Below are 23,977 nucleotides of genomic sequence, written 5' to 3' on the forward strand. Positions count from 1 at the left end.
TAACTCCTAGAATTTATTTGCACTATAGCGATACTTTAAAAAGTTTTGGGCATTGCTCAGGACTTGGAATGCATCTTTTAGGTTTCGTCGCTCAAAGTCAGACATATTTTCAGGCTCGATATTATTGTCAGGTTCAATATTTGCTTCAACGTCTAACGCTTGGTGGCGAAGGCGAACCAATGAAATAAATTCCATAGCATGCTGCAAATCGACCCCTTTTGATTTTGGTAAAATACCCGCTTCAATAATATCATCTAGACGTTCAAATGAGTTTTGGGCTTGAGAACCAATAGCTAAAGCATGCACTCGTATTAAATCTGCGAGGGGCGCTGTTCCACGGCGTTTTAAGTTAATTGAATTATTATGACGGCCATCTTTTTCCATCACAAAATCCTTAAAGAAACCTAATGGTGGCGTGCGACGTAAGCCATTTCTAGCAAGACAAGCGAGAAAACGATTATTCTTTTTAGCTCGTCGAACAATGAAACCATTTAGCTGTTCTGCCCATTTAGTTCGACCATAAACGCCATTCAAATCGAAGAAAATAGAACAGTTTAATAAGGCTTGTGGATCTGGATTATCAATCCAATCAGCGAAACATTCTTCCCATTCAGACTGTGTTTTTCGCCACTCTGGGTTGGTAGCCATAATATCGCCACTACAATGTTTATAACCACATGCTGCTAAGCCATCACAAACGAAATCAGATAGAGCTTTAAAGTAATCAGCATGTTCAGAGTCGTTATAGTCATTATCTAAAATAATTGCGTTATCTTGGTCGGTAACAATCAACTGCTCATCACGCGCCATTGAACCTAATGCTAAGAAGCAATAAGGGACTGGTGGTTCTCCAAGTTCTTCTTCTGCTAATTCTAACAGTCGTTGCTTAAAGCTACGTCCAATTTCTGACATTGCACTACCAACCATATGAGAATTAGCGTCTTCATTGACCATACGGACAAAACAATCTTTTAATTGGTCTGAAAGGATGACCAAATCTTCAATGGTTTGCTGCTGAAAAATACTGCTTACAAACAACAAACTATTTTGAGATTCATAGCGAACGATATCAGAGACTTCGATGACACCAATAGGCTGTTTGTTTCTCAATACAGGTAGGTGGTGGACGTTATAGCGAAGCATCATTAACATAGCTTCAAATACATAAGCGTTATGATCTAGCGAGATAAGCTCGGTAGACATAACCTCTGATACTGGGGTTTCAAAATCAAGTCCACATGCTAAAACCTTAGTACACAAATCTCGGTCAGTAATAATACCCACAAAATCATTATCTTCTTCATCAGTATTAATTTCTGGGTCGGTAATTAATACTGCTGATACGTTCTCTTCTGCCATGGTTTTAGCAGCAGATTGAATGGTTTCGTGCTTAGTTATCATTACCGCTTCACGGGTTAATAATGTTTTCACCTTAGAGGTAGTTAAATCGTTTGCATCATCACTATTATTTTCGACAGCTTGCTTTAGGCGAGTGGTATCCTCTACTTCAACAAAATCTGAAAACTCGTCATAACGCTCGCAGAAATCATCAAATACAGATTCAGGAATGCAATATAATAAGGAATCATTCAGTGCCTTGGCTGGGAAACGAACCTTGTTGTTCATTAATAGTCCCATTTGGCCGAAAATACTGCCTTCGTCGACACGATTATACAATTCACCATTACGACGATAAATTTCAATTATCCCACTGCGAACCATATAAAGATCTTTAATCTCATCACCAAATCCAATCACCATACTTTCCGCACGATAATAGGAAATCTCAACGCTTTGAGCTGCTTGTTTTATTGCTTCTTCAGGTAATAAACTAAACGGAGGGTATTGAGACAAAAAGTGTTGGATTTCTAACAGTTCAACTTCCATGTAAGGCTCGATAGTAAGGTAAAAAGTAAGGATTTAGTTTAGTTTAACATTATAGGGATAGCTATCTGAATTATGATTAAATCATACGGATATTTGAAACATCACGGATTTTTCACAATGATTTTGCTAAGCTAAGTAAATGATAAAAAATTAAATGGTAATCAAATAATGGCGATATATCAAAAACCTAAAATATTAACGCTTTTACCATTATCACTAATGATGATGGCTTCTACTACTCAAGCGTCAGACGCTTTAAATAAGCATCTTACCTCGACAAATAGTGCATTAGCCTCTACGTGTTTTAGTCAAGATATATCATCAAATAGATTAAGCAATTCATGTCCTGTCGGTGAGGCATTATGGGGAAATCGAGAACCTAAATTAGCGGCAGGTGAAAGTGAGTTTTGGATTCAATGTGGTGTCTTTAGCACAGAACTTAGTGCTGATAAATTACAACGAGTACAAAGTAAAGTGAATGCACCAATTAGCATGAAAGTAGAACCAAAACGTAATCGCTGCCTTATTGGTCCTTATCAAGATATAGCAACAGCTCGAACACAGTTAAAATCATTGCAAAGTGATAAGCTATTTAGTAATTCAATTTTACGTGAAGTGGAAGTCGCTGCTTCATCTTCTAAGAGCGTACCTAAAAAAGAAAAGGCAGTGCAGCCTAAAGTTGTTGTGAAATCTGAACCAAAATTAAAACCAACGCCTAAAGTACAATCAAAATTAGAGCGCAAATCTGAGTCATATTCAGTGACGATACGTAAGCAAACTGAAATTGATGGTCATCAGTTTATTGTTCCATTTATAGACAATGGTGATGAAGGTTTTTATATGGAAGATGGTAAACCTTGGTTACGTGCTAGTTTTGAACACAGTGCTGACATTTGTCAGAAATTAGGAATGAACTTATTGACCAAAGAGCAATGGTTGCAATTAATCGACTCAAACATCATGAATAAAAATAAGTGGCCAATACAACTGCCTTATTGGGGAGCTGATAATCAGGGCTTCTTTAAAGATGGTGCGGTAAGAATATTAAAAAATACATCAATGCTAAATGTGATGTGTACAAAGAAGGCATGAGGAAAAGTCGTTGGAAATCCAATTTAAAGGTCGCTGGGACAGTAAGTCTTTAGCTGAGAATTTACAAGAAGCATTAGAGACATTAGAAGAAGAGTTTGGTGTAAAAGCACTTTCAAATATAACGCTAAATATTTGCTTGGAAGATGAGCATCAAGAAGAGTTAGCATTGCTAAGCCCAACAGGACGTGCACTAGATTTTTTGGTGATTAATAATCCAAAAGATATTAATGAAGGTGAAAAAGCGCCGGTTTTAGAGTTTAAGCCGCGCGGGTGAGTATAGTTTAATCATATTTATGATCGAGATAATGAATGGGAAATTACATAGTAGTTTCCCATTTATTTATTAGCTGATACTGAAACTCCTTTCAGCATAGTTCAAATAAGATTATTACACCCATGTAATAGTTATTTGTTTTTTACAGGGATAGTCATTTCTCAAATAAAGATTACACTTATCTCATCAAATCGAGCTAAGAATCTAATAAGGTAATCATTATGGCTGAACACAACACTCCGCAATTTCAAGTTGGACAAACGTTTACAGATCATCCTTTCCAACAAGGTGATGGTGCAATGCTTGAGTTGTTCCGTAATGATTTACCAAACATGCTTTATGTTGGCCTTGGGAATATTACCGCTGACGAACAAGCAATATTAGGCCAAACTGACGTGCAACTAGGCGTGGTTTCTTCGGAAAAAGGCGGCTGTTTAGTCGTGGTTAGCTTTGGTGATCTAGCATTTGAAATGCAATTAAACTCAGCAGCTATTCCTGACGATTATTTCACACTGACAGAAGAGAAAACCCTGTCTACTTCTATGATTGCCGTTGATAGCGCAACGAATTTGCTAATCGCTGTTCGTGAGTTTACGTTACCAGAAGCGTTAAGCCGTCAGTTTGTTGAAGTGGTTAAAGCGCAGCGTGAGTTGGGTAATGTGGATGCGGTGAATATGGGAAATATGCAGTTAATAAACTCGTTAACGCCAGAAGCTCTGCAAGAAAAAATGGAGTTTCACCCCCTACAAAGCGTGATCGCTGCACCAGTATGTGGTTGCGGTCATAACCATCACCATGATCACTCGCATTAAATTTTAATGTGAGATAGAGAACAAACAAAAACGCCGCCAATATTAACTATTGGCGGCGTTTTTTATAGTTAAAACAGTCTAAAAGTAGACTATCTCATAGTAACAAATTCTTTCAGAACCTGTTGGGTGGATAGCAACAACTGCATCGAAATCAGCCTTAGTTGCGCCCATTTTCATTGCTACTGCAAAACCTTGGATCATTTCATCAACCGTGAAACCGATACCGTGTAAGCCAACAACTTTCTCGTCTTCACCAGCACAAACCAGTTTCATCTTACACGGTTGACGGTGCTTAGTTACTGCTGTGTACATCGCTGTGAAGCCTGATGTGTACACTTTTACGTTGTCTTTGCCGTATTGCTCGTCAGCTTCTTGTTCAGTAAGACCAATCGTACCAATCGGTGGGTGGCTAAACACAACAGTAGGAACTAATGAGTAGTCCATTTTTGCGTTTGTTTGACCATTAAATAGACGCTCAGACAGTAAACGACCTGCTTTAACCGCGATAGGAGTTAGCTCGATGCCGCCTTCCATGATGTCACCGACACAGTAGATGCCTTTCACGTTAGTTTCTTGGTATTCGTCTACTTTGATGTAACCGCGATCATTAGTAGCAACGCCTGTTTTTTCTAAGTTGATTGCGTCAGTCGCAGGGTGACGACCAATTGCCCAGATTAGGGTATCAACATTTTGTGTTTCACCATTTTCTAGGTGAAGTGTTAGGCTGCCATCCGCTTCTTTAACCACTTCTTTTGGTACAGAGTGAGTATGAAGAGTTGGGCCTTCTGTGTTCATCACTTCAACTAGCGTATCGATGATCATTGGGTCAAAGCTACGAAGAGGAGATTCTTTACGAACGAATAAATGAGTCTCTGTGCCTAAAGAATGAAGTACACCGGCAATTTCTACTGCAATGTAACCTGCACCAATAATCGCAACGCGTTTTGGTTGTTCAGTGATCTCAAAGAAACCATTTGAATCAATACCGTGTTCAGCGCCTGGAATATTAGGGATTGTTGGACGACCACCAACAGCAATAAGGATATGATCAGCGGTGTAGTGCTCGCCATTTACTTCAACAGTGTTTGCGTCTACAAACTTAGCGAAGCCTTTAATTACATTGATTTTATTGTTACCAAGAACGCGATCGTAAGATTGGTGAATACGACCAATGTACGCTTGGCGGTTTTCAACCATTTTGCTCCAGTTGAATTTTTTCAGTTCAACATCAAAGCCGTAATCTTCAGCGTATAAGTTAATCGCTTCAGCAACTTGTGCACCATGCCACATCACTTTCTTAGGAACACAACCTACGTTTACACACGTGCCGCCTAGATCTTGCGCTTCAATAAGAGCAACTTTTGCGCCGTGCATAGCCGCACGGTTTGCTGATGCGATACCGCCAGAACCACCGCCGATACAAATATAATCAAAATGAGTAGCCATTACTTTCTCTCCAATAAGTGTTATACCAATGCCAATCATTATCTAATTAATTACATTGGTATTAATTTTTTTACATACTATGTATGAAATGCGACCAAATTTTATTTTTTCAAGGTATAAGAGCTTCAAGGTCTACTAGGTTTCAGGTCGCTTCGCTTGCAGGTTTCAGGAAGGAGATAAAACTGAGCAATGCTATCTGCTTTTCCTGAATCCTTTGAGGGAGCTTGCGACCGGCCTGAACCCTTATTTTTTATTCCGGAACAATCCACTCTACTTTGAAGTGACCTGTTGCTGGTGCAATTGCTTCTTTTAAGAAAGGCAAAATAGTGTTCATTTGGCTTTCTAATTTCCAAGGTGGATTAATGACGATCATGCCAGATGCTGTCATGCCACGCTCGTTAGTATCCGCAGAAACACCCAACTCAATTTGTAGAATGTTACGGATATCTAATTTTTTAAGCCCTTTAATCATATCGTCGATGTCACAACGATTAACCACTGGATACCAAATCGCGTAAATGCCTGTAGCCCAACGCTTGTGGCTTTGGCCAATTGCGTTGACGACATCATAATATTCTTTTGCAAGCTCATAAGGTGGGTCGATTAAGACTAACCCTCTGCGCTCTTTTGGAGGAAGGCTTGCTTTTAGTCGTGCAAAGCCGTCTGTCTTTATAAATAGACACTTGGCGATCACGATGAAACTCTTGCTCAAGCAAAGGGTGATCGGCAGGGTGAAGTTCGGTTAATACCATGCGGTCTTGACGACGCAGGTGAGCACGACCAACACGTGGTGAGCCTGGATAGTAACGCAGTTCTTCACCGTCGTTTAATTCTGTGATGGCATTTAGGTAGCTAGTGATTTCCTCAGGAAGATCAGTTTGTTCCCAAAGACGTGCGATACCTTGCTTGTATTCGCCGGTTTTTTCAGACCATTCATGCGTTAAATCGTAACGACCAACCCCTGAGTGGGTGTCGTGATAAACAAATGGCTTATCTTTTTGTGTTAATGAATTAAGGATAAGGCTTTGAACAATGTGTTTAACCACATCGGCATGGTTGCCTGCATGAAAACTGTGACGATAACTTAGCATGGATGAACTCTCACTATTGGAATCACATGATTATACCCAAGTTTATAGCTCAATGTGTGTACTCTTGCTCCAGCCATTGAAATTTTATCCATTAAGCACCATCTTTAAGGGATAAGCCGATCCTAAAAACGAAAAATAGAAAAGGAATGAATATGTCTAATCCGTTACTTACCTTTACTGATTTACCGCTGTTTTCTCAAATTAAGCCTGAACACATTCAGCCAGCGGTAGAACAAGCCATTGCTGATTGTCGCGCTAAAGTGGAAGAAGTATTGGCGTCTGATACTGCCCCAAGTTGGGAGAGTATTATTATTCCTCTAGCAGAAACTGATGATCGTCTAAGTCGTATTTGGTCACCAGTGAGTCATTTGAATTCAGTGCAAAACAGTGAAGAATTACGCGAAGCGTATGAAGCGTGTTTACCTGCATTATCTGAGTACGGTACGTGGGTTGGTCAAAATAAAGGACTGTACGAAGCGTATAAATCAATTAAAGAGAGTGAGGCGTTTGTAACCCTATCTCAAGCTCAACAAAAAACAATCATTGATGAGCTGCGTGATTTTGAATTATCAGGCATTGGTTTACCTGCTGATCAACAAAAGCGCTACGGTGAGATCAGTAAGCGTACTTCAGAATTAAGCTCAAATTTCAGCAATAATGTGCTTGATGCAACCATGGGTTGGTCAAAACACATTACTGATGAAGCTGAATTATCAGGTTTACCAGAATCAGCAATGGCAGCAGCAAAAGCCGCGGCAGAAGCAAAAGAGTTAGACGGTTGGTTACTGACACTAGAAATGCCATCGTACATTCCGATCATGACTTATGCTGATAATAAACCACTACGTCGTGAAATTTATGAAGCGTTCGTTACTCGTGCATCGGATCGCGGTCCAAATGCCGGTAAATGGGATAACACCGATTTAATTTCTGAAGAGTTGCAACTTCGTCATGAAGTATCACGTCTATTAGGTTTTGCTTCTTATAGTGAAAAGTCACTAGCAACCAAAATGGCGGAAAGCCCAACTCAAGTCCTTGGTTTCTTAAATGACTTAGCAGCGAAAGCGAAACCACAAAGGTGAACGCGAAGTTGAAGAGCTAAAAGCATTTGTAAAAGAAGAGTTTGATATTGATGAGTTAGATCTATGGGATGTGACTTATTACTCTGAAAAGCTAAAACAAAAGCTGTACCAAATCTCTGATGAAGAGCTACGCCCTTATTTTCCTGAATCAAAAGCAGTATCTGGCCTATTTGAGGTCTTAAACCGTCTATTTGGTATGACAGTGGTTGAACGTGAAGGCGTTGATGTATGGCATGAGTCAGTGCGTTTCTTCGATATCTTTGATTCTACCAATACATTACGTGGTAGCTTCTACCTAGATTTATACGCGCGTGAGCACAAACGTGGTGGCGCATGGATGGATGAGTGTCGTGTGCGTCGTATTACTGAAAATGGTGAACTACAAACGCCGGTTGCGTACTTAACTTGTAACTTCAATAAGCCAGTAGGTGGCAAACCAGCGCTGTTTACTCATGATGAAGTCGTGACGTTATTCCACGAATTTGGTCATGGTATTCACCACATGCTAACGCAAATTGATGTTGCGTCAGTGTCTGGTATTAATGGTGTGCCTTGGGATGCGGTTGAACTGCCAAGTCAGTTCCTAGAAAACTGGTGTTATGAAGAGGAAGCGTTGGCGTTTATTTCTGGTCACTATGAAACGGGTGAGCCACTGCCAAAAGAAATGCTAGATAAAATGCTTGCTGCGAAAAATTTCCAATCTGCGATGTTTATTTTGCGTCAGTTAGAATTCGGCATGTTCGACTTCACTTTGCACACAAATTACGATCCTGATTTAGGTGCAAAAGTATTAGAAACGCTAGCTGAAGTAAAAGCGAAAGTGGCGGTATTACCAAGTGTTGAGTGGAACCGCTTCTCTCACAGCTTCGGTCATATTTTTGCGGGCGGTTACGGTGCGGGTTATTACAGTTACCTATGGGCAGAAGTATTATCAGCCGATGCGTTCTCTCGTTTTGAAGAGGAAGGCATTTTTAATACAGAAACTGGTCAAAGTTTCTTGAATAACATTCTTGAAATGGGCGGTAGTGAAGAGCCTATGGAGTTGTTCAAACGCTTCCGTGGTCGTGAGCCACAAGTAGATGCAATGCTACGTCATGCGGGTATTGGTAAATAAAGCTATACGCTGGCGCTAGCTAGAAACTAGACGCTTCGCTTCTATAAGAGCAGAAATTGCGGGTATGGATAAATAACTTATCAAGTTACCGTATTTTTGCTCTTATAGTTTCTAGACGCGAAGCGTTATAGTTAGCGATAGCGTATCGTAGATTTAAACCCACTCAATCTCTTCATCTGCGTGCTTTTGGCACTCTTCTTTTACCATTTCGATAAATTCCATACCTGTTTTAGAGCATGTCCATTTCTCATCGGTATAAGCAAAGTGGAAGCCACCAGATTTTGATGCTAACCAAATTTCGTGCATTGGTTCTTGTTTGTTAATTACGATTTGGCTACGGTTTTCAAATTCCAGTGTTAATACGTTGCCTGTGATTATTGGCTCAATATCTGCGCCAGAATCGTCAATCATATCTTCGAGTAATTGCAGTTTTTCATCGACTAATTCGTGAAACTCAGTGTTATTCATCTTATTTATCCTATTGCTTTTCTTGGCTGTGGTGCGATTATAGAGAGCATAACCAGATATTAACACTAATGGTAAAATCTTATGCAAAAAAGAGTGATGGCATTAATGCTATTGAGTGCCTTAACACTGGCAGGTTGTGGTCAAACGGGTTCGTTGTACATGCCGGAAGATGAAGCACCAAAAACAGAAGTAGCAGAATAATTTATTTGTAGTCAGTGTAGTTGAATTACCACTGGCTAATAAACACTGAACTAGACAAGGAAGACGACATTGGATTATTTCAATTATAAGGATAATGGACAACTTTGGGCTGAAGAGTTACCAGTTGCAGAATTAGCAGAGCAATATGGCACGCCGTTGTATGTCTATTCTCGAGCGACACTAGAGCGCCACTGGAATGCATTTGATAGCTCTGTTGGTGAACAACCTCACCTTGTGTGTTACGCCGTAAAAGCGAACTCAAATATCGGCGTGTTAAATGCACTTGCCCGTCTAGGTTCAGGGTTTGATATTGTGTCTCAAGGTGAGCTTGAGCGTGTTGTGGCTGCCGGTGGCGATCCAACTAAAGTGGTGTTTTCTGGCGTTGGTAAAACGGCTGATGAAATGCGCCGAGCGTTAGAGTTAAAAATTAAATGCTTTAATGTTGAATCAGAGCCTGAGCTTGAGCGTTTAAATTCAGTTGCGGCTGAAATGGGTGTAAAGGCTCCAATTTCACTGCGAATTAATCCAGATGTTGATGCAAAAACACATCCATATATCTCAACGGGTCTACGTGATAATAAATTTGGTATTGCGTTTGATCGTGCACCTGAAGTGTATAAATTTGCACAAACCCTATCTAATTTAGATATCCAAGGCATTGATTGTCATATCGGCTCTCAGTTAACGGATATTACGCCATTCATTGATGCAACAGATCGCCTTCTTGCCTTGATTGATGATTTAAAAGCACAAGGTGTCAATATTCGACATCTTGATGTGGGTGGTGGTTTAGGTGTGGTTTATCGTGATGAATTACCGCCACAACCATCAGAGTACGCAAAGGCATTATTAAGCCGTTTAGCTGGGCGTGAAGAACTGGAGTTAATTTTTGAACCAGGTCGTGCGATTGCAGCAAATGCCGGTATTCTTGTGACTAAAGTTGAGTTTCTTAAACATACCGAACATAAAAACTTTGCCATTATTGATGCTGCAATGAATGACTTAATGCGTCCAGCATTATATCAAGCATGGCAAGATATAGTGCCTGTAGCTCCTCGTGAAGGCGAAGCGCAAAGTTATGATTTAGTTGGTCCTATCTGCGAAACTGGCGACTTTCTTGGTAAAGATCGTGCTTTAGTATTAGAAGCAAATGATTTACTAGCAGTTCGCTCGTCTGGTGCTTATGGTTTTGTGATGTCATCGAACTACAATACTCGCTGTCGTGCTGCTGAAATCATGGTGGATGGTAAAGATGTACACCTAGTTCGTAAGCGTGAAGAGCTAAGCTCTTTGTGGGAACTTGAATCTATTTTACCGCATTAATATAAATTTTAAAGAGCAGGTGCTAAGGGGACTTGCTCTTTTGGTATTCAACCTAAAAATATAAAAAAGAAGAACAACTATGCACTTTCATTTTTCTAAAATGCACGGGCTTGGCAATGACTTTATGGTGGTTGACTGCTTAACTCAAAATATTTTCTTTTCACCAGATTTAATCCGTCGTCTAGCGGATCGTAACCGTGGTATTGGTTTTGATCAGTTATTGGTGGTTGAAGCTCCCTATGATCCTGAAACTGATTTTCACTACCGTATTTTTAATGCTGATGGCACCGAAGTAGAGCAGTGTGGTAATGGCGCTCGTTGTTTTGCTCGTTTCGTACGAATGAAAGGCCTAACCAATAAAATCAGTATTTCGGTTAGCACCAAAAAAGGCAAAATGACGTTAAAAGTGGAAGATGATGATCAAATAACGGTAAACATGGGTGAGCCAGTATTTGAACCAAATAAAATTCCATTTAAAGCAACTCAAGCTGAGAAAACCTATTTATTGCGTGCAGAAGATAAAACGCTTTTCTGTGGTGCGGTAAGTATGGGGAATCCACACTGTGTCACTGTGGTTGATGATGTTGATAATTATGACGTTGATAAATATGGCCCGCTAGTCGAAGGGCACGAGCGTTTTCCTGATCGTGTTAATGCTGGCTTTATGGAAATCGTTTCACCAAATGAAGTTAAATTACGTGTTTATGAACGTGGTGCAGGTGAAACTCAAGCGTGTGGAAGTGGTGCGTGTGGTGCGGTTGCTATCGGTATCATGCAAGAGTTATTAGGTGAAAACGTTAAAGTCTCTCTACCTGGTGGTGATTTGTATATCGTTTGGCAAGGCCCTGGGCATCCATTATTTATGACAGGTCCAGCTACACATGTTTATGATGGTCAATTATCAATATGAGTGAGTGTAATGTGATGGAGCAACAGCAAGAAGCGGTATTATCTACGCAATTAACAGAAGAGGTTGTTGCTCAATTTCTAATGGACCACCCTAATTTTTTCCAACAGTATCCTGAACTATTGAACAGAATTAAAGTTGATACACCTGAGCGTGGTGTTATTTCATTGGTTGAAGTTCAAGTTAATAAGTTACGAGATCGTATTGGTGATTTAGAAGAAGAAATTACACAAATTATGTCATTAGCGGCTAAAAACGATCGCCTTTTTCATGATTTCGCCGAAGTACAAAAGCAATTGTTGATTTGTGATGATTTTTTCCAAGCAGCAAAAGTAATTGAACACAAAGCAAAAGAACTGGGTTTGACTGCTCATATTAAAATTGTTGATCATCAACACCCTAAGTATCATGTAGAAAAAACGGCCCTCGCTAATTTTATTAAAAAATTTTTGAATGGCCACTCAGCTTATTTAGGTCGATTACGTCAGACAGAGAGAGATAGCTTATTAGCCTATGGTGGGCTTAACCATTCAAGTACTGAATTAGGTTCATTTGCAATTCTGCCTCTTGGCCAGTCTAACCCAATGGGAATTATCGCGTTTGCTAGTCATGATGGGGGTCACTTTGAACCCAATATGGATACTATTTTTTTAGAGCAATTGGTAAGTGTGTTCCATTATTTATTAATGCAATGGTCAAAATCTTCTCATGAGTGATGTACTTCCTCTTCAATATTCAAAACATCTTGATGCCTTTTATGAATTCTTACGTAATGAAAAAGGCTTAAGTATTTATACTCAACGCAGTTATAAGCGCCAACTAACAACGATTGCTGAGCAACTGGTTGAGTTAGGCGTAGAGTCTTGGCAAGACGTCGATGCGGGTTGGGTGCGTCAAATTACCAGTAAAGGCATGCGAGAAGGATTGAAAGCGAGTAGCTTATCCACTCGACTATCTTCACTGCGCAGTTTTTTTGATTTTCTTGTATTGCGTAACATATTAACGGCCAACCCTGCTAAAGGTGTTTCTGCGCCTCGTAAATCTCGGCCATTACCAAAAAATATAGATGTGGATGAGATGGGGCAATTACTCGAAGTAAACGAAGATGATCCATTATCGATTCGAGATCGTGCCATGATGGAATTGATGTATGGCGCTGGTTTGCGTTTGGCTGAATTAGTTGGTATTGATGTTCGTGATATTCAATTACGCCAAGGTGAATTACGAGTGATTGGTAAAGGGGATAAAGAGCGTAAAGTTCCTTTTTCTGGTCAGGCGAAAGAGTGGTTAGGGCATTGGTTACAAGTTCGAAATCAACTAGCAAAACCAGAAGAAACTGGATTATTTGTCTCTAAATTGGGCGTTCGTATTTCGCATCGAAATGTGCAAAAACGCATGGCTGAGTGGGGGATGAAACAAGGGGTCAATAGCCATATTAGTCCGCATAAATTACGTCACTCATTTGCAACCCACATGCTTGAATCGAGTGGTAATTTACGAGCAGTTCAAGAGTTACTTGGGCATGAAAATATTTCTACGACTCAAATTTATACCCATTTAGACTTCCAACATCTTGCTCAAGCGTATGACCAAGCGCACCCAAGAGCGAAGAAAAAATAATACGTTAACTTGATGATAATAAAAAAGCGAGGTGTGGGTAATTACGCATCTCGCTTTTTTAGTGCGCCGAGCATGGCGTTGTTCTAGGAGGTGAAAGTCCTCTACGGGCTCAGTCGAACGAGAACCGTTAGCCTATGCAAGGGTGTTCACCGTGAGGTGAAATCTGAAGGAAGCAAATGGCAAAACATGGTGGTGACGAACAGAAATCTGATAGTAGGCTGTGACAACTTGGGTAACCTAGCTATAGATAGAATAACCCTATGTTTCGACGAGAAGTGTGTCGCAGTAAATCAGGCATGACCATGGGAAAGAACAGCGTCTTACCTCGGGAGATCTTAGCCTTTGTCTCAAAGAGACTAGAGCGGCAGTGATGTCACTCGACGGAAGTTAAGAAGTCAGCCGACGGCATAGTACTTTAAACCAGTACAGTTTAAAGGAAGGCCTGAACCGAATATATCAAGAAGCAGCCGCTAAACACTCAAATACGTGGAGTAACAGCAACGATGAAACCCATCACTCTGTCCCAGTTGGTAAAACCGCAAGTAGCACTGACGGTGACAAAGCGTAACAAACGTATCTGGCGTAGAAAGAAAGGCGAGTCTTGGTGAATACCTCTCAACTACTAGAGCGCATTAGCGCTCCAACTAATTTGAACGCAGCATTACGCCGAGTGAAGAGTAATAAAGGGTGTGCGGGAGTTGATAGACTCAGCATCGAAGCGACCATTAATAAACTCAAGCAAGGCGATAATGGACAACAATTGCGTCAATCCTTATTAGAAGGTAGTTATCAACCTCAACCAGTCTTGGGTGTTGAGATCCCGAAAGCTAAAGGTGGTGTCAGGCAGTTGGGAATACCAACGGTTCTAGATCGAATAGTTCAACAAGCTATCACGATAGTGTTAACAGAAGTTTATGAGCCAAAATTCTCGAAGAGTAGTTTTGGTTTTAGGCCAATGCGTAGCGCTCATAATGCCTTAGCGACAGCGAGTCAATACATCAGAGAAGGAAGAGGATACGTTGTAGATATAGATCTAGAAAAGTATTTCGATACCGTTAATCACGATAGATTGATGCATCGTTTAGCAGAAGATATTGAAGATAAACGAGTTTTGAAGTTAATTAGGTCATATTTACAAAGTGGACTGATGCGAAATGGGATAATAGAGTGTAGACAAAGAGGAACCCCACAAGGTGGTCCTCTGTCACCTTTACTATCTAATATAGTATTAGATGAGCTAGATAAAGAGCTAGAACGTAGAGGGCATAAGTTCTGTCGATATGCAGACGATTGCCAAATCTATGTGAGTAGTCAGGAAGCTGCAGAGAGAGTCAAAGACTCGATCACCGTATTCTTAGAGCATAAACTGAAACTCAAGGTTAACCGAGAGAAAAGTGCGGCGACAAGAATAACGGAGCGCAGTTATCTAAGCCACAGTTTTAGTTACTCAGGTCAGATCCGTCTATCAAAAGAGGCGAAAGCAAGAATGAAAAAGCGGGTCAGAGAGATAACGAAACGAAATCGAGGAAGAGAGTTAAAGGCAATAATAAAAGAATTAACTCAATATCTTAGAGGATGGCAACACTACTTTAAATTGGCTTTAAAACCGAGTGTAATGGGAACTCTAGACAGTTGGATAAGACGCCGACTTCGGAGCTACCGCCTGAAGCAGAGAAAGCGAAAATACAGCATAGCGATGTGGCTACGCCAAGAGGGTGTAAGCGAGCGAAATGCTTGGAAATTAGCGATGTCAGATAAAGGTTGGTGGAGACTCTCAAGAACACCTCAAGTGAATCATGCACTTCCAAACGTAAAACTGATGGAGATGGGATTATACTCATTATTGGATGGGTATAAGGCACTGAAAATGTATTCGGAACCGCCGTATGCGACCCACGCTTGTACGGTGGTGTGAGAGGACGGAGGCCGCGAGGCCTCCTCCTACTCGATTAGTTGTTTGTTCTTGGATTGGTGATTTCTAGCTAACTATTTGTTTTTAAATAGAAGTCGACTATTTCGCCTATGATGGGCCAAGTAGTGAATAAGCTTATTTTAATAATAAATTTTCTAAGTAATGGGCAACGGCTTCGTCGGCAGATGAGCCGATAACCTCATTGTTTGGTAATGCTTTTTTTACTTTCTCATGCGATGTTCCCATCACGATCCCTTTACCGGCCATATGCAGCATTTCATAATCATTCATGCCATCACCAAACGCGATGCAGTTATCTAATGTCTTACCAAGTAACTTAGCTACCGCTTCTAATGCAGCACCTTTAGATACTTCTGAGGCCATCACTTCTAAACACCAAGGTGTGGAGAATGCGACCATTACTTGGTCACCAAAGTGTGCTTTTAGCTTAGTTTCATATTGCACCAAATATTCATGCTCTGGCATGGTCACGAAAATTTTTGCCATGTTTTCAACGGGCGGGTTTTCAACATCAAATAAAGTGTAAGTGAAGCCACTGTCATGGAATTTTTTCAACTCTTCGTCTTCTTTATGAATAAACCATTTATCATCTGAGTACATATGAATAGATAACAATTCATCATGTTTTAGTAGGTCCAATACTTGTGGAACTAAATGTTCAGGAAGGTTTTTACTGTAAACAAGATTGTCATCAGTATCGTGAACGCGAGCACCGTTGGATGTGATCATGTAAGCAGGAATGCCCACATCGTTACGAATATTACCCACATCAATGTGGTGACGACCCGTTGCAAAAATAAAGGTCAGGTCTTGTTGGTGCAGTTTATTAAGTGTTTTTTTAGTGAAGTCTGCAATTTTGTGTTCAGGAGTCAGTAGGGTGCCGTCAAGATCAGATGCAACGATAGTAATCATAAAGCCTCATAAAAAGAATTAATTTAAAGGAAATTAAATTCAGTTTACGTGAGTTTATAAAGAAAAAAGAGGGTAAAGATAATAAGATTGCTTTTCCTCTTTTACTTTAGCTCTATATTACATTTATCGTTTACTTATTATGTTGGTGGAAAAAATTGAGAGTCTCAGATAAAGCTTGATTGCGACAAGTATCAGATTCAAAAAGCAGTTCGTGCTTTGCTTCTTTTATTGTGACTAATTGGCAATTTGGAGCTCTTTTTTGAAATTCAATATGAGCATTATTATCAACAATACGGTCGTTTTCACCTTGTAATAATAAGGTGGGAATAACGCATGAATGGGCGTGTTCAATACAGAGTTTTGCCCCTATTAATCCTTGATTTACCCAATGATTACTTGCTCCACCAATTTGAAGTTCGGGTTTAACAGCATATAGAGCCCTGAACCATTGATAGCGAATTTCACACGTAGTAAGTAAATTATTTAAAAAAGGTTTTGCATGATATGGAGCTTGGCCGAATGCATACGATGGTTGAGAAGTACGTTGGCTTAAATAGCGACTAATAGTACCTGCCAGTGGCTTTAACCAAGGCTGTATATGAATACCATGCATTGGGGCACTTAAAGTTAATGCAGTATATGGATGTTCATGATTTTCAACATATTGAGTGGCAATTGCTCCTCCCATAGAGTGACCAAGTAGGTAGCTATCTTGGTAATTCATTGGTGTGATCAGCTTTTTAGTGATGCTATCTAAATCAATAACATAATCAGAAAAATCTTCAATATGCCCAATGTCACTGTTTTCTGTTAAACGATCAGATAAACCTTGCCCACGATGATCAAATGAGTAAATGTCATAACCTTGGCAAAATAAATCGTAAAATAGCTCTTGGTATTTATGAACACTTTCAATGCGGCCATTAACAACCATTATTGCTTTTTGATGTGTTGGGCTAGTAAAGCTGACCCAGTGTAACTGCACTCCTTTTTGTCCTTGATAAAAACCATGTTGTCGCTTTTCCCAGAAGGGAGAGACTTGATTTTTCATTGTCTCAAGGTAATGCGATTCTTGTATAAACGTGGTTTCTTTCATTAGACTCACCGAGTGATGATAAATAGGTAATTAATGCTATTATACAAATAATAATAAAATGAATATCATATTTTGAATAGTTCTCGCACAGGATTTAATCAAGCGCATATTTTTTTCTGTAGTATTCTATTATTATACCCACGATAGTCCACTTCATTATTTGTCTTAAGAATATAATGATAGTGCCGATAAGATGTCTTATTGTATTTATATTTTCACAGGATAATACTTTCAAGTTATGTATTCATACGTTGCTCGACAACCGATACTTAATCGGAAAAAACAAACGATAGGGTACGAGCTACTTTTTCGAGATGGTGAAAATAATGCGTTTCCTAATATAGAAGCGAATCAAGCGACATGTCGATTGTTGGTTGAAAATTTCATGTCAGCAGGCCGAAATCCTGCTTTGGAATCTCCTCGCAGTTTTATCAATTTCCCTCAAGAATCTTTGATCTCTCTTTACCCTACCGCTTTTCCGAAGCGTAAAATTGTAGTTGAGGTATTAGAAACCTGCATTCCTAACGATGAGCTATTTAGTGCGATAAAGCACCTACATCGAATGGGATATATTATTGCATTAGACGATTTTAGCTTAGGTGCTGAATGGGATCGTTTTTTACCTTATTCTCATATTATAAAGTTAGATATCATGCAGCTTGGCATTGATGAGTCATGTGAGTATGTTAAAAAACGCAAACAGCAAGGCTGTAGGCGCCATTATTTAGCTGAGCGTGTTGAGACTAACGAAGAGTTTCAACGTGCTTTTGATGTCGGATTTAATTTTTATCAAGGGTATTTTTTTAGTAAGCCTGAAATAATTAAAAACCGGATAGTAAAACCAGAAGAAGTACTAACGATACAATTGTACCAAGAAGTGTGTCGTGAAGAAGTGAATTTTTCGAGAGTAGAGCAGCTTATTACTCAAGATGTTTCTCTATCTTACCAATTACTAAAATTTGTTAATACAGCATCAGTGAGACTTGAAAAACCGATCTCTTCATTTAAGCAGGCGCTAGTGTATCTAGGGGAAGAACAAATCAAAATGTTCGTGACTCTTGTTGCTACCGCGCACGCTGCAATTAACAAACCGAAAGAACTTTATAAGCAATCGTTAGTTAAAGGACGCTTTTGTGAGTTGATGATTTATCGTTGTCAAAACGGGATGCCAGGGCAGCAAGCATTTATTGTTGGTTTGTTCTCATTACTTGATGCATTGCTTGATCGTAAGCTTGAAGAAGTATTAGGGCAGTTATCATTAACTAAAGAAATTGAGCAAGCAATATTAAGTCGTGCTGGTTTGCTGGGTTCAATGTTAGAGTTGTATGAATGTATTGACTCTGGTGATTGGGAAAAAATAGATCAGATCAGCCGGTTACTTGGTTTCTCAGCTAAAACAGTAGAAAAAACATATCAAGATGCCGAAGAATGGTATCACTGTATTCTTGCTAAATAGAGTCGTAGTATCTTTTAAGCTCTGTACTTCTATAATTTATTGAGAATTTAATATTAAAAAAATCCCCATCAATAGTTGTTATTGATGGGGATTTTTTGTTTATCTTATTATGTTATTGGCAGTTATTAATGACTTGTACTTCTTCTGAGAATAAGCGTTGTACCAATTGATGACATTCTTGGATCAATGACGTTGTTGTTTGAGCTTGTTTTGGGTTAACTAGATCGTAATCACCCTGAATACTATAACTAAAACCCTCCCCTTTGATTAAGATTGGAACGATAGAGATGCGTCCACGGTTTGCCAAGATAGTGATGGGGTCAATGTTTATTGGATATTGAGTTATAGCACTTTCGTTTTTGATTGTACTGTCAATATTGTCATTTGCCTTACTTTCATTTTCTCGTTCCGTTAAGCGAGTTAATTGTTCTTTGTCAGGAGTGAGGCCGAGTTTGCTTTGCCATAATTCTAGAGCGGTTTTGGTTGTGGTCATTTCTCTAGGAGCTAGGTTTAGTTCACCGTTAAAACTGTAATTAAAACTGTCTCGATTAGATGCAAGTCCATTACCACTAAAAGTAAATTCAGTAATACCATCTAGAGGTAAATCTGTAGATAGTAGCTGTGAAAAATAATCAACAGGTAACCCATCACCATAAGCTTCTAATTGCCAAGGTTGGCTGTCTTGAGCTAAATGAATTTTGCCATTAAAACCAATTAACCCTTCACTTAGAGGAAACAGAGCTCGATCTATCGACCACAACCCTTCTTGAGTATTCATTTCAATAAGCGGTTGTTGAGTAAGTAAATAGTTTACACTGGCGTTAGAAGCGCTTAATGATAGTTCTCCATTCCATAGTCCCCATTGAGAATAACGACGTAGTTCTAGATCGCTCCCTTCTGCATTTAACCCTGTTATTTGGTAAGGTTGTTGAGTATCCAGTTGTATTAATTGAATATTATTAATGTCTAATTGTGCAATGTTGACAAGATTAAGTTGGGTAATATATTGAGAGATTGCAGTCATCTCTTCGTGGCTAATAAGCCATTTTATCTGACCTAAAGTGAGGGATGTTAACTCGACGTCTGTGGGTGATACTTTTCCTGCAAGTTGAATGTTGCCATTGAATATATCAAATGAAAGGTTTGATATATTCGCTTCTTTGCCATTTAACATTAGATTAAATATAGGTTTTTCAATGGTATATTCATTCAAGACTAGACTGTCTGCATTGAAAGATATATTGGCATCTGTTTGTTGCCATAAATGATAAGGAAATAATACATTTTCGGCCGATAAACTTAAATTATTTGCAATCAATTGGGGTAATTCAATATTGATGTCTAGCAGGTCAATGCGATCAAATTGGTAGGTGAAATTCTGTTGAGCTAACCATTCTAAAGGTTTTCCGATTACCTCAGTATTATCAGATTCTAAATTAAATTTACGTAAAGTAAATTGAGGTATTACCCATAATTTATTTTCTTTCAATTCGGCTTGTGCAGTAATGGTACTGTCACGCCAAGTTAGTGAAATACCATGCAGTGCCGTGTAATTTTGTGTGTAAAAGCCATCGATTAATATGTCATTTAAGGCTTCGCCTTGCCAATATAGTTGGGTTGTTAAAAATTGAAAATCCCCTTCAAAAGGTAACGTTTTATTCTCATCAACAGACCAATTGGTTAATTGAATATGAGCATCTCTAATCACTAATCCTTTATGTGAAAAATCGAGATTAGAAATACTTAAGTGAGCAACCGAAATCCAAGCGGCTTTATCTGTGTTAGGAAAGCCATTCTGTAGGTTCAAACTATCAATTTTGATGTTATCAAAAGCCAGTTTTTTGTTTTGTATTGGATATTGTGAAAGCCAGAAATCGATTTGTTGAATATTTAGGTCATGTTCATTTTCTTCTGTATGAATCGTAATATCTGAAAGCGTCAGGTGTAAAGGAGATTGGATTGAGTAATTAATTCCACCAAAAGAGACCTGTTGCTGCGTTATTTTTTGTACCAATGGATTAAGTACTTGTTGCGCATAAGGAGTATGCAAAAGGGATAAGAACGCGACCACAAGTAATAAACAGAAAGCGATAAGCCAGCCTAGGCTTTTCAGTGTGGTATACATTGTTAACTCCAAGAAAATAAATTTGAATAGAAAGAGTGGAGTAAAAGTAAGATTCAATCAAGTTATAGTGAGGCTTTATATAAACTTAACGAAATATTTGCTCATTATTGTTTGTTCTAATCAATTTTTCTACACCATTATCGGGGCTGCTATTTATCTGAATTGGTATGACGATAAGCTAGAAAATAAAAAAGCCCTTCGTTGAAGAAGGGCCTAAAAATTCATCGATGTGTATTATAAGTCTTAGCTAAGTTGAGGGCCTGCTTTAACTAATGCTTTACCTTCTTCGTTATCGGTATATTGAGCAAAATTTTTGATAAAGCGTTGTGCAAGATCTTCGGCTTTGCTATCCCATTGTAGAGGGTCAGTGTAAGTATCTCGAGGGTCTAAGATTGAGGTATCAACACCAGGCAATGATGTTGGAACTTCAAGGTTAAATACTGGAATGTTTTTAGTTTCAGCGTGGTCAATTGAGCCATCTAAAATCGCATCAATGATTGCGCGAGTATCTTGGATTGAGATACGTTTTCCTGTGCCGTTCCATCCTGTATTGACGATGTAAGCTTCTGCGCCTGCTGCTTCCATACGTTTGACTAATACTTCAGCGTATTGTGTTGGATGCAGAGTTAGGAATGCAGCCCCAAATGCCGCAGAGAAGGTTGGTGTTGGTTCAGTAATTCCTCGTTCAGTACCTGCAAGCTTTGCCGTAAATCCTGATAGGAAATGATATTTAGTTTGTTCTGGTGTTAGTTTCGCAACTGGTGGTAGAACGCCAAACGCATCAGCTGTTAAGAAAATAACTTTATTCGCATGCCCTGCTTTTGAGACTGGCTTAACGATATTATCAATATGATAAATAGGATAAGAAACACGTGTGTTTTCTGTTTTTGAGCCGTCATCAAAATCAATGGTGCCATCATTACGAACGGTTACGTTCTCTAATAGAGCATCACGACGAATGGCATTATAGATATCTGGTTCAGCTTCTTTAGACAGGCGAATCGTTTTTGCGTAACAGCCACCTTCAAAGTTAAAGATACCGTCATCATCCCAACCGTGCTCATCATCACCAATTAGTTGGCGTTTTGGATCAGTCGAAAGTGTCGTTTTACCTGTACCAGATAAACCAAAGAATACCGCAACATCACCTTCTTCGCCGACATTGGCAGAACAGTGCATTGAAGCAATGCCTTTGAGTGGAAGAAGGTAGTTCATCATTGCGAACATACCTTTTTTCATCTCACCGCCGTACCAAGTACCGCCGATGATTTGTACGCGCTCTGTTAAGTTGAAAGCAACAAAGTTTTCCGAATTTAATCCGTGTTCTACGTAATTAGGGTTGGTTGCTTTTGCACCGTTCATTACCACAAAATCGGGTTCAAACGTTGCTAGTTCTTCCTCTGTTGGTCGAATGAACATGTTTTTCACGAAGTGTGCTTGCCATGCTACTTCAGTGATAACACGAACACTTAAACGAGTATCAGGGTTTGCACCACAGTAACCATCAATAACAAACAGACGCTTACCAGAGAGTTGTTCTGTTACTAGGGCTTTTAGATCATCCCAAACTGCTGGTGTGATAGCTTTATTGTCGTTTTTACCTTGATCAGACCACCATAATGTATTTTTAGTCGTGTCATCTTTCACGATGTACTTATCTTTTGGTGAACGGCCAGTAAAGATCCCTGTATCTACCGAAACGGAGCCAAGCTCTGTCATTACACCACGCTCATAGCCTTCTAGGTCTGGACGTGTTTCTTCTTCAAACAGTTGTTCATAACTTGGATTACGCAGTACGTCAGTAACACCAGTTAGACCATGTTTAGTCAGATCAAGCTGCGTCGCTTTTTTGTGTTCCATAACAGTCATAGGAGCTCCTTAAAGGAATTTTGTAGGGATTTTAATATTTTTAATATTTTGTAATTATTTATTGTCTGCTAAACATGCTATCAATGCGGTAAATTGAAAACAGGGAGATAAATCATAAATTAACTATAAAGTAGTAGTTGTTGTTTAATCATCATCACAAAATAGCAATAGCCCTATTCTACTCTTAAAGAAATCGTTTGCGCTAGATGTAATTGATTATTATTTAAGCAAAATTAAGTGTGGATAAGTGGAATTAAAAAGGTGTTTTATATCAAATTTAGTTATAAAAAAAGCCAACCTAATGGCTGGCTTTTAGACAAAATAAGTAACTTATTCTATATGATAAATTAATGAACGGTGTCATTACCTTTTGTCGCTTCTTCAAAAATATGAGCAACATCGATACTATCAAAATCGTAACTTGTGCCACAATAATCACAATGCAGAGAAATTTTTCCTTCTGTTTTTACGATGTCATCAACTTCAGCTCTTTCAATCGTAACGATTGCACCTGCGCTGCGCTCACGAGAACAACCACAGAAAAACTCTACATGCTGAGGTTCAAATAATTGCACTTTATCTTGGTTATATAAACGATACAGAACATCTTCGCCTTCTAGACCAAACAGTTCTTCATTTTTAATGGTATCTGTTAGTTGTTCTAAGTGCTCGAAGTCATCAGCAGAACCAGTACCGTCAGGCATAACTTGTAGTAACATACCTGCAGCATGAGGCCTGCCTTCAAATTCCCCTAGGCGCAACCATAAGCGAGTCTTCAATTGTTCTGAACGCTCGAAATATCCTTCAAAACATGCAGCTAAATCTTTACCGTCAAGTGCAACAACACCTTGGTAACGCTCACCATCTTTTGGTGCGATAGTAATAACTAGGTAACCTTTTCCCATTAATTGGTGCAGTGTAGCGTCATCAGAAATTTCGCCATCAAAGCGAGCGACACCACGAACTTTTTGGTCGTTATCGCCATTAATTACCACAAGAGAAACAGGACCGTCACCTTGAAGCTGAAGGGTGATTGAACCTTCAAATTTTAAGGTTGCTGTTAATAAGGTAGTGGCAACTAATAGCTCACCCAAAAGGTTTTGTACTGCTTTTGGGTATTCCTTGCTAGAAATAATTTGTTGGTAAGCATCGTCTAGTTGAACTAATTCACCACGAACAGATAAATCTTCAAATAAGTAGCGATGCAGTGTGTTATTTGCCATGAAATACTCCAGCAATTGTCTTAAGGATTGTTGTTGCGCACAGTAT

17 protein-coding genes and 3 pseudogenes are annotated in these 23,977 nt (G+C 39.2%); 11 read left to right on the top strand and 9 right to left on the bottom strand.

Features of this window, described 5'->3' with window-relative positions:
* Positions 1 to 6: 6 nt before the first annotated feature.
* Positions 7 to 1,887: a DUF294 nucleotidyltransferase-like domain-containing protein gene (locus ACU5DF_RS19220; protein ID WP_446713895.1), complete on the bottom strand. Its 1,881-nt coding sequence runs from the start codon at positions 1,885 to 1,887 to the stop codon at positions 7 to 9.
* 168 nt (positions 1,888 to 2,055) lie between these two features.
* Between ACU5DF_RS19220 and ACU5DF_RS19225 the strand changes: the two genes are divergently transcribed.
* From ACU5DF_RS19225 to ACU5DF_RS19235, 3 genes are all read left to right on the top strand, one after another.
* Positions 2,056 to 2,979, top strand: coding sequence for an SPOR domain-containing protein (locus ACU5DF_RS19225; protein WP_446713896.1), 924 nt, complete (start codon positions 2,056 to 2,058; stop codon positions 2,977 to 2,979).
* A 10-nt stretch (positions 2,980 to 2,989) separates the two neighbouring features.
* Entirely contained in the window at positions 2,990 to 3,253 is a 264-nt protein-coding gene (locus ACU5DF_RS19230) for a hypothetical protein (protein ID WP_045103181.1), read from the top strand.
* 221 nt (positions 3,254 to 3,474) lie between these two features.
* On the top strand, positions 3,475 to 4,065 hold the full coding sequence (locus ACU5DF_RS19235) for a hypothetical protein (protein ID WP_446713897.1): 591 nt from the start codon (positions 3,475 to 3,477) through the stop codon (positions 4,063 to 4,065).
* Positions 4,066 to 4,154: 89 nt separating this feature from the next.
* Here ACU5DF_RS19235 and gorA read toward each other — a convergent pair.
* A pseudogene (gene gorA / locus ACU5DF_RS19240) lies at positions 4,155 to 5,511 on the bottom strand (glutathione-disulfide reductase).
* Positions 5,512 to 5,761: 250 nt separating this feature from the next.
* Positions 5,762 to 6,602 (bottom strand): annotated as a pseudogene (locus ACU5DF_RS19245) (23S rRNA (adenine(2030)-N(6))-methyltransferase RlmJ).
* A gap of 152 nt (positions 6,603 to 6,754) precedes the next feature.
* Between ACU5DF_RS19245 and prlC the strand changes: the two are divergent.
* Positions 6,755 to 8,798, top strand: a pseudogene (gene prlC, locus ACU5DF_RS19250) (oligopeptidase A).
* A 153-nt stretch (positions 8,799 to 8,951) separates the two neighbouring features.
* Here prlC and cyaY read toward each other — a convergent pair.
* On the bottom strand, positions 8,952 to 9,266 hold the full coding sequence (gene cyaY, locus ACU5DF_RS19255) for an iron donor protein CyaY (protein ID WP_446713898.1): 315 nt from the start codon (positions 9,264 to 9,266) through the stop codon (positions 8,952 to 8,954).
* Positions 9,267 to 9,347: 81 nt separating this feature from the next.
* Between cyaY and lptM the strand changes: the two genes are divergently transcribed.
* From lptM to ltrA, 6 genes are all read left to right on the top strand, one after another.
* Complete coding sequence (lptM, locus tag ACU5DF_RS19260) at positions 9,348 to 9,467, top strand: LPS translocon maturation chaperone LptM (protein ID WP_446713899.1); 120 nt, start codon at positions 9,348 to 9,350, stop codon at positions 9,465 to 9,467.
* Positions 9,468 to 9,536: 69 nt separating this feature from the next.
* Positions 9,537 to 10,790 carry a diaminopimelate decarboxylase gene (lysA, locus tag ACU5DF_RS19265; protein ID WP_446713900.1) on the top strand — a complete coding sequence of 418 codons (1,254 nt, stop codon included), beginning with the start codon at positions 9,537 to 9,539 and terminating at the stop codon, positions 10,788 to 10,790.
* Between the two features lie 79 nt (positions 10,791 to 10,869).
* Positions 10,870 to 11,700: a diaminopimelate epimerase gene (gene dapF, locus ACU5DF_RS19270; RefSeq protein WP_045103169.1), complete on the top strand. Its 831-nt coding sequence runs from the start codon at positions 10,870 to 10,872 to the stop codon at positions 11,698 to 11,700.
* On the top strand, positions 11,697 to 12,413 hold the full coding sequence (locus ACU5DF_RS19275; protein WP_045103168.1) for a DUF484 family protein: 717 nt from the start codon (positions 11,697 to 11,699) through the stop codon (positions 12,411 to 12,413). Before dapF ends, ACU5DF_RS19275 begins: the two co-directional genes overlap by 4 nt.
* Positions 12,406 to 13,317, top strand: coding sequence for a tyrosine recombinase XerC (xerC, locus tag ACU5DF_RS19280; protein ID WP_045103167.1), 912 nt, complete (start codon positions 12,406 to 12,408; stop codon positions 13,315 to 13,317). The genes ACU5DF_RS19275 and xerC overlap by 8 nt, the downstream gene beginning before the upstream one ends.
* Positions 13,318 to 13,921: 604 nt before the next feature.
* Entirely contained in the window at positions 13,922 to 15,232 is a 1,311-nt protein-coding gene (ltrA, locus tag ACU5DF_RS19285; protein ID WP_446711496.1) for a group II intron reverse transcriptase/maturase, read from the top strand.
* A gap of 132 nt (positions 15,233 to 15,364) precedes the next feature.
* Here ltrA and ACU5DF_RS19290 read toward each other — a convergent pair whose 3' ends face one another.
* Positions 15,365 to 16,162: a Cof-type HAD-IIB family hydrolase gene (locus tag ACU5DF_RS19290; protein WP_045103166.1), complete on the bottom strand. Its 798-nt coding sequence runs from the start codon at positions 16,160 to 16,162 to the stop codon at positions 15,365 to 15,367.
* Positions 16,163 to 16,292: 130 nt separating this feature from the next.
* Complete coding sequence (locus ACU5DF_RS19295) at positions 16,293 to 17,258, bottom strand: alpha/beta fold hydrolase (RefSeq protein WP_446713901.1); 966 nt, start codon at positions 17,256 to 17,258, stop codon at positions 16,293 to 16,295.
* A gap of 238 nt (positions 17,259 to 17,496) precedes the next feature.
* On the opposite strand from ACU5DF_RS19295, the gene ACU5DF_RS19300 reads away from it, so the two are divergent.
* Positions 17,497 to 18,714, top strand: a complete 1,218-nt coding sequence (locus ACU5DF_RS19300; protein WP_446713902.1) for an EAL and HDOD domain-containing protein — start codon at positions 17,497 to 17,499, stop codon at positions 18,712 to 18,714.
* A 112-nt stretch (positions 18,715 to 18,826) separates the two neighbouring features.
* Here the strand turns inward: ACU5DF_RS19300 and ACU5DF_RS19305 are convergent, their stop codons facing one another.
* The 3 genes from ACU5DF_RS19305 to hslO form a co-directional block, all read right to left on the bottom strand.
* A complete protein-coding gene (locus tag ACU5DF_RS19305; RefSeq protein ID WP_446713903.1) occupies positions 18,827 to 20,839 on the bottom strand; it encodes an AsmA family protein in 2,013 nt (670 codons plus the stop codon).
* A 243-nt stretch (positions 20,840 to 21,082) separates the two neighbouring features.
* Positions 21,083 to 22,708, bottom strand: a complete 1,626-nt coding sequence (gene pckA, locus ACU5DF_RS19310) for a phosphoenolpyruvate carboxykinase (ATP) (RefSeq protein ID WP_045103162.1) — start codon at positions 22,706 to 22,708, stop codon at positions 21,083 to 21,085.
* Positions 22,709 to 23,055: 347 nt separating this feature from the next.
* Positions 23,056 to 23,931 carry an Hsp33 family molecular chaperone HslO gene (gene hslO, locus ACU5DF_RS19315; protein WP_446713904.1) on the bottom strand — a complete coding sequence of 292 codons (876 nt, stop codon included), beginning with the start codon at positions 23,929 to 23,931 and terminating at the stop codon, positions 23,056 to 23,058.
* Positions 23,932 to 23,977 lie beyond the last annotated feature (46 nt).

The sequence above is a fragment of the Aliivibrio wodanis genome, from assembly GCF_052920805.1.

Bases quoted from the DNA above. Each gene is read 5' to 3' on its own strand.
- ACU5DF_RS19220 (WP_446713895.1), bottom strand. From the start codon at position 1,887: ATGGAAGTTGAACTGTTAGAAATCCAACACTTTTTGTCTCAATACCCT.
- ACU5DF_RS19225 (WP_446713896.1), top strand. From the start codon at position 2,056: ATGGCGATATATCAAAAACCTAAAATATTAACGCTTTTACCATTATCA.
- ACU5DF_RS19235 (WP_446713897.1), top strand. From the start codon at position 3,475: ATGGCTGAACACAACACTCCGCAATTTCAAGTTGGACAAACGTTTACA.
- cyaY (WP_446713898.1), bottom strand. From the start codon at position 9,266: ATGAATAACACTGAGTTTCACGAATTAGTCGATGAAAAACTGCAATTA.
- lptM (WP_446713899.1), top strand. From the start codon at position 9,348: ATGCAAAAAAGAGTGATGGCATTAATGCTATTGAGTGCCTTAACACTG.
- dapF (WP_045103169.1), top strand. From the start codon at position 10,870: ATGCACTTTCATTTTTCTAAAATGCACGGGCTTGGCAATGACTTTATG.
- ACU5DF_RS19275 (WP_045103168.1), top strand. From the start codon at position 11,697: ATGAGTGAGTGTAATGTGATGGAGCAACAGCAAGAAGCGGTATTATCT.
- xerC (WP_045103167.1), top strand. From the start codon at position 12,406: ATGAGTGATGTACTTCCTCTTCAATATTCAAAACATCTTGATGCCTTT.
- ACU5DF_RS19290 (WP_045103166.1), bottom strand. From the start codon at position 16,162: ATGATTACTATCGTTGCATCTGATCTTGACGGCACCCTACTGACTCCT.
- ACU5DF_RS19295 (WP_446713901.1), bottom strand. From the start codon at position 17,258: ATGAAAGAAACCACGTTTATACAAGAATCGCATTACCTTGAGACAATG.
- ACU5DF_RS19300 (WP_446713902.1), top strand. From the start codon at position 17,497: ATGTATTCATACGTTGCTCGACAACCGATACTTAATCGGAAAAAACAA.
- ACU5DF_RS19305 (WP_446713903.1), bottom strand. From the start codon at position 20,839: ATGTATACCACACTGAAAAGCCTAGGCTGGCTTATCGCTTTCTGTTTA.
- pckA (WP_045103162.1), bottom strand. From the start codon at position 22,708: ATGACTGTTATGGAACACAAAAAAGCGACGCAGCTTGATCTGACTAAA.
- hslO (WP_446713904.1), bottom strand. From the start codon at position 23,931: ATGGCAAATAACACACTGCATCGCTACTTATTTGAAGATTTATCTGTT.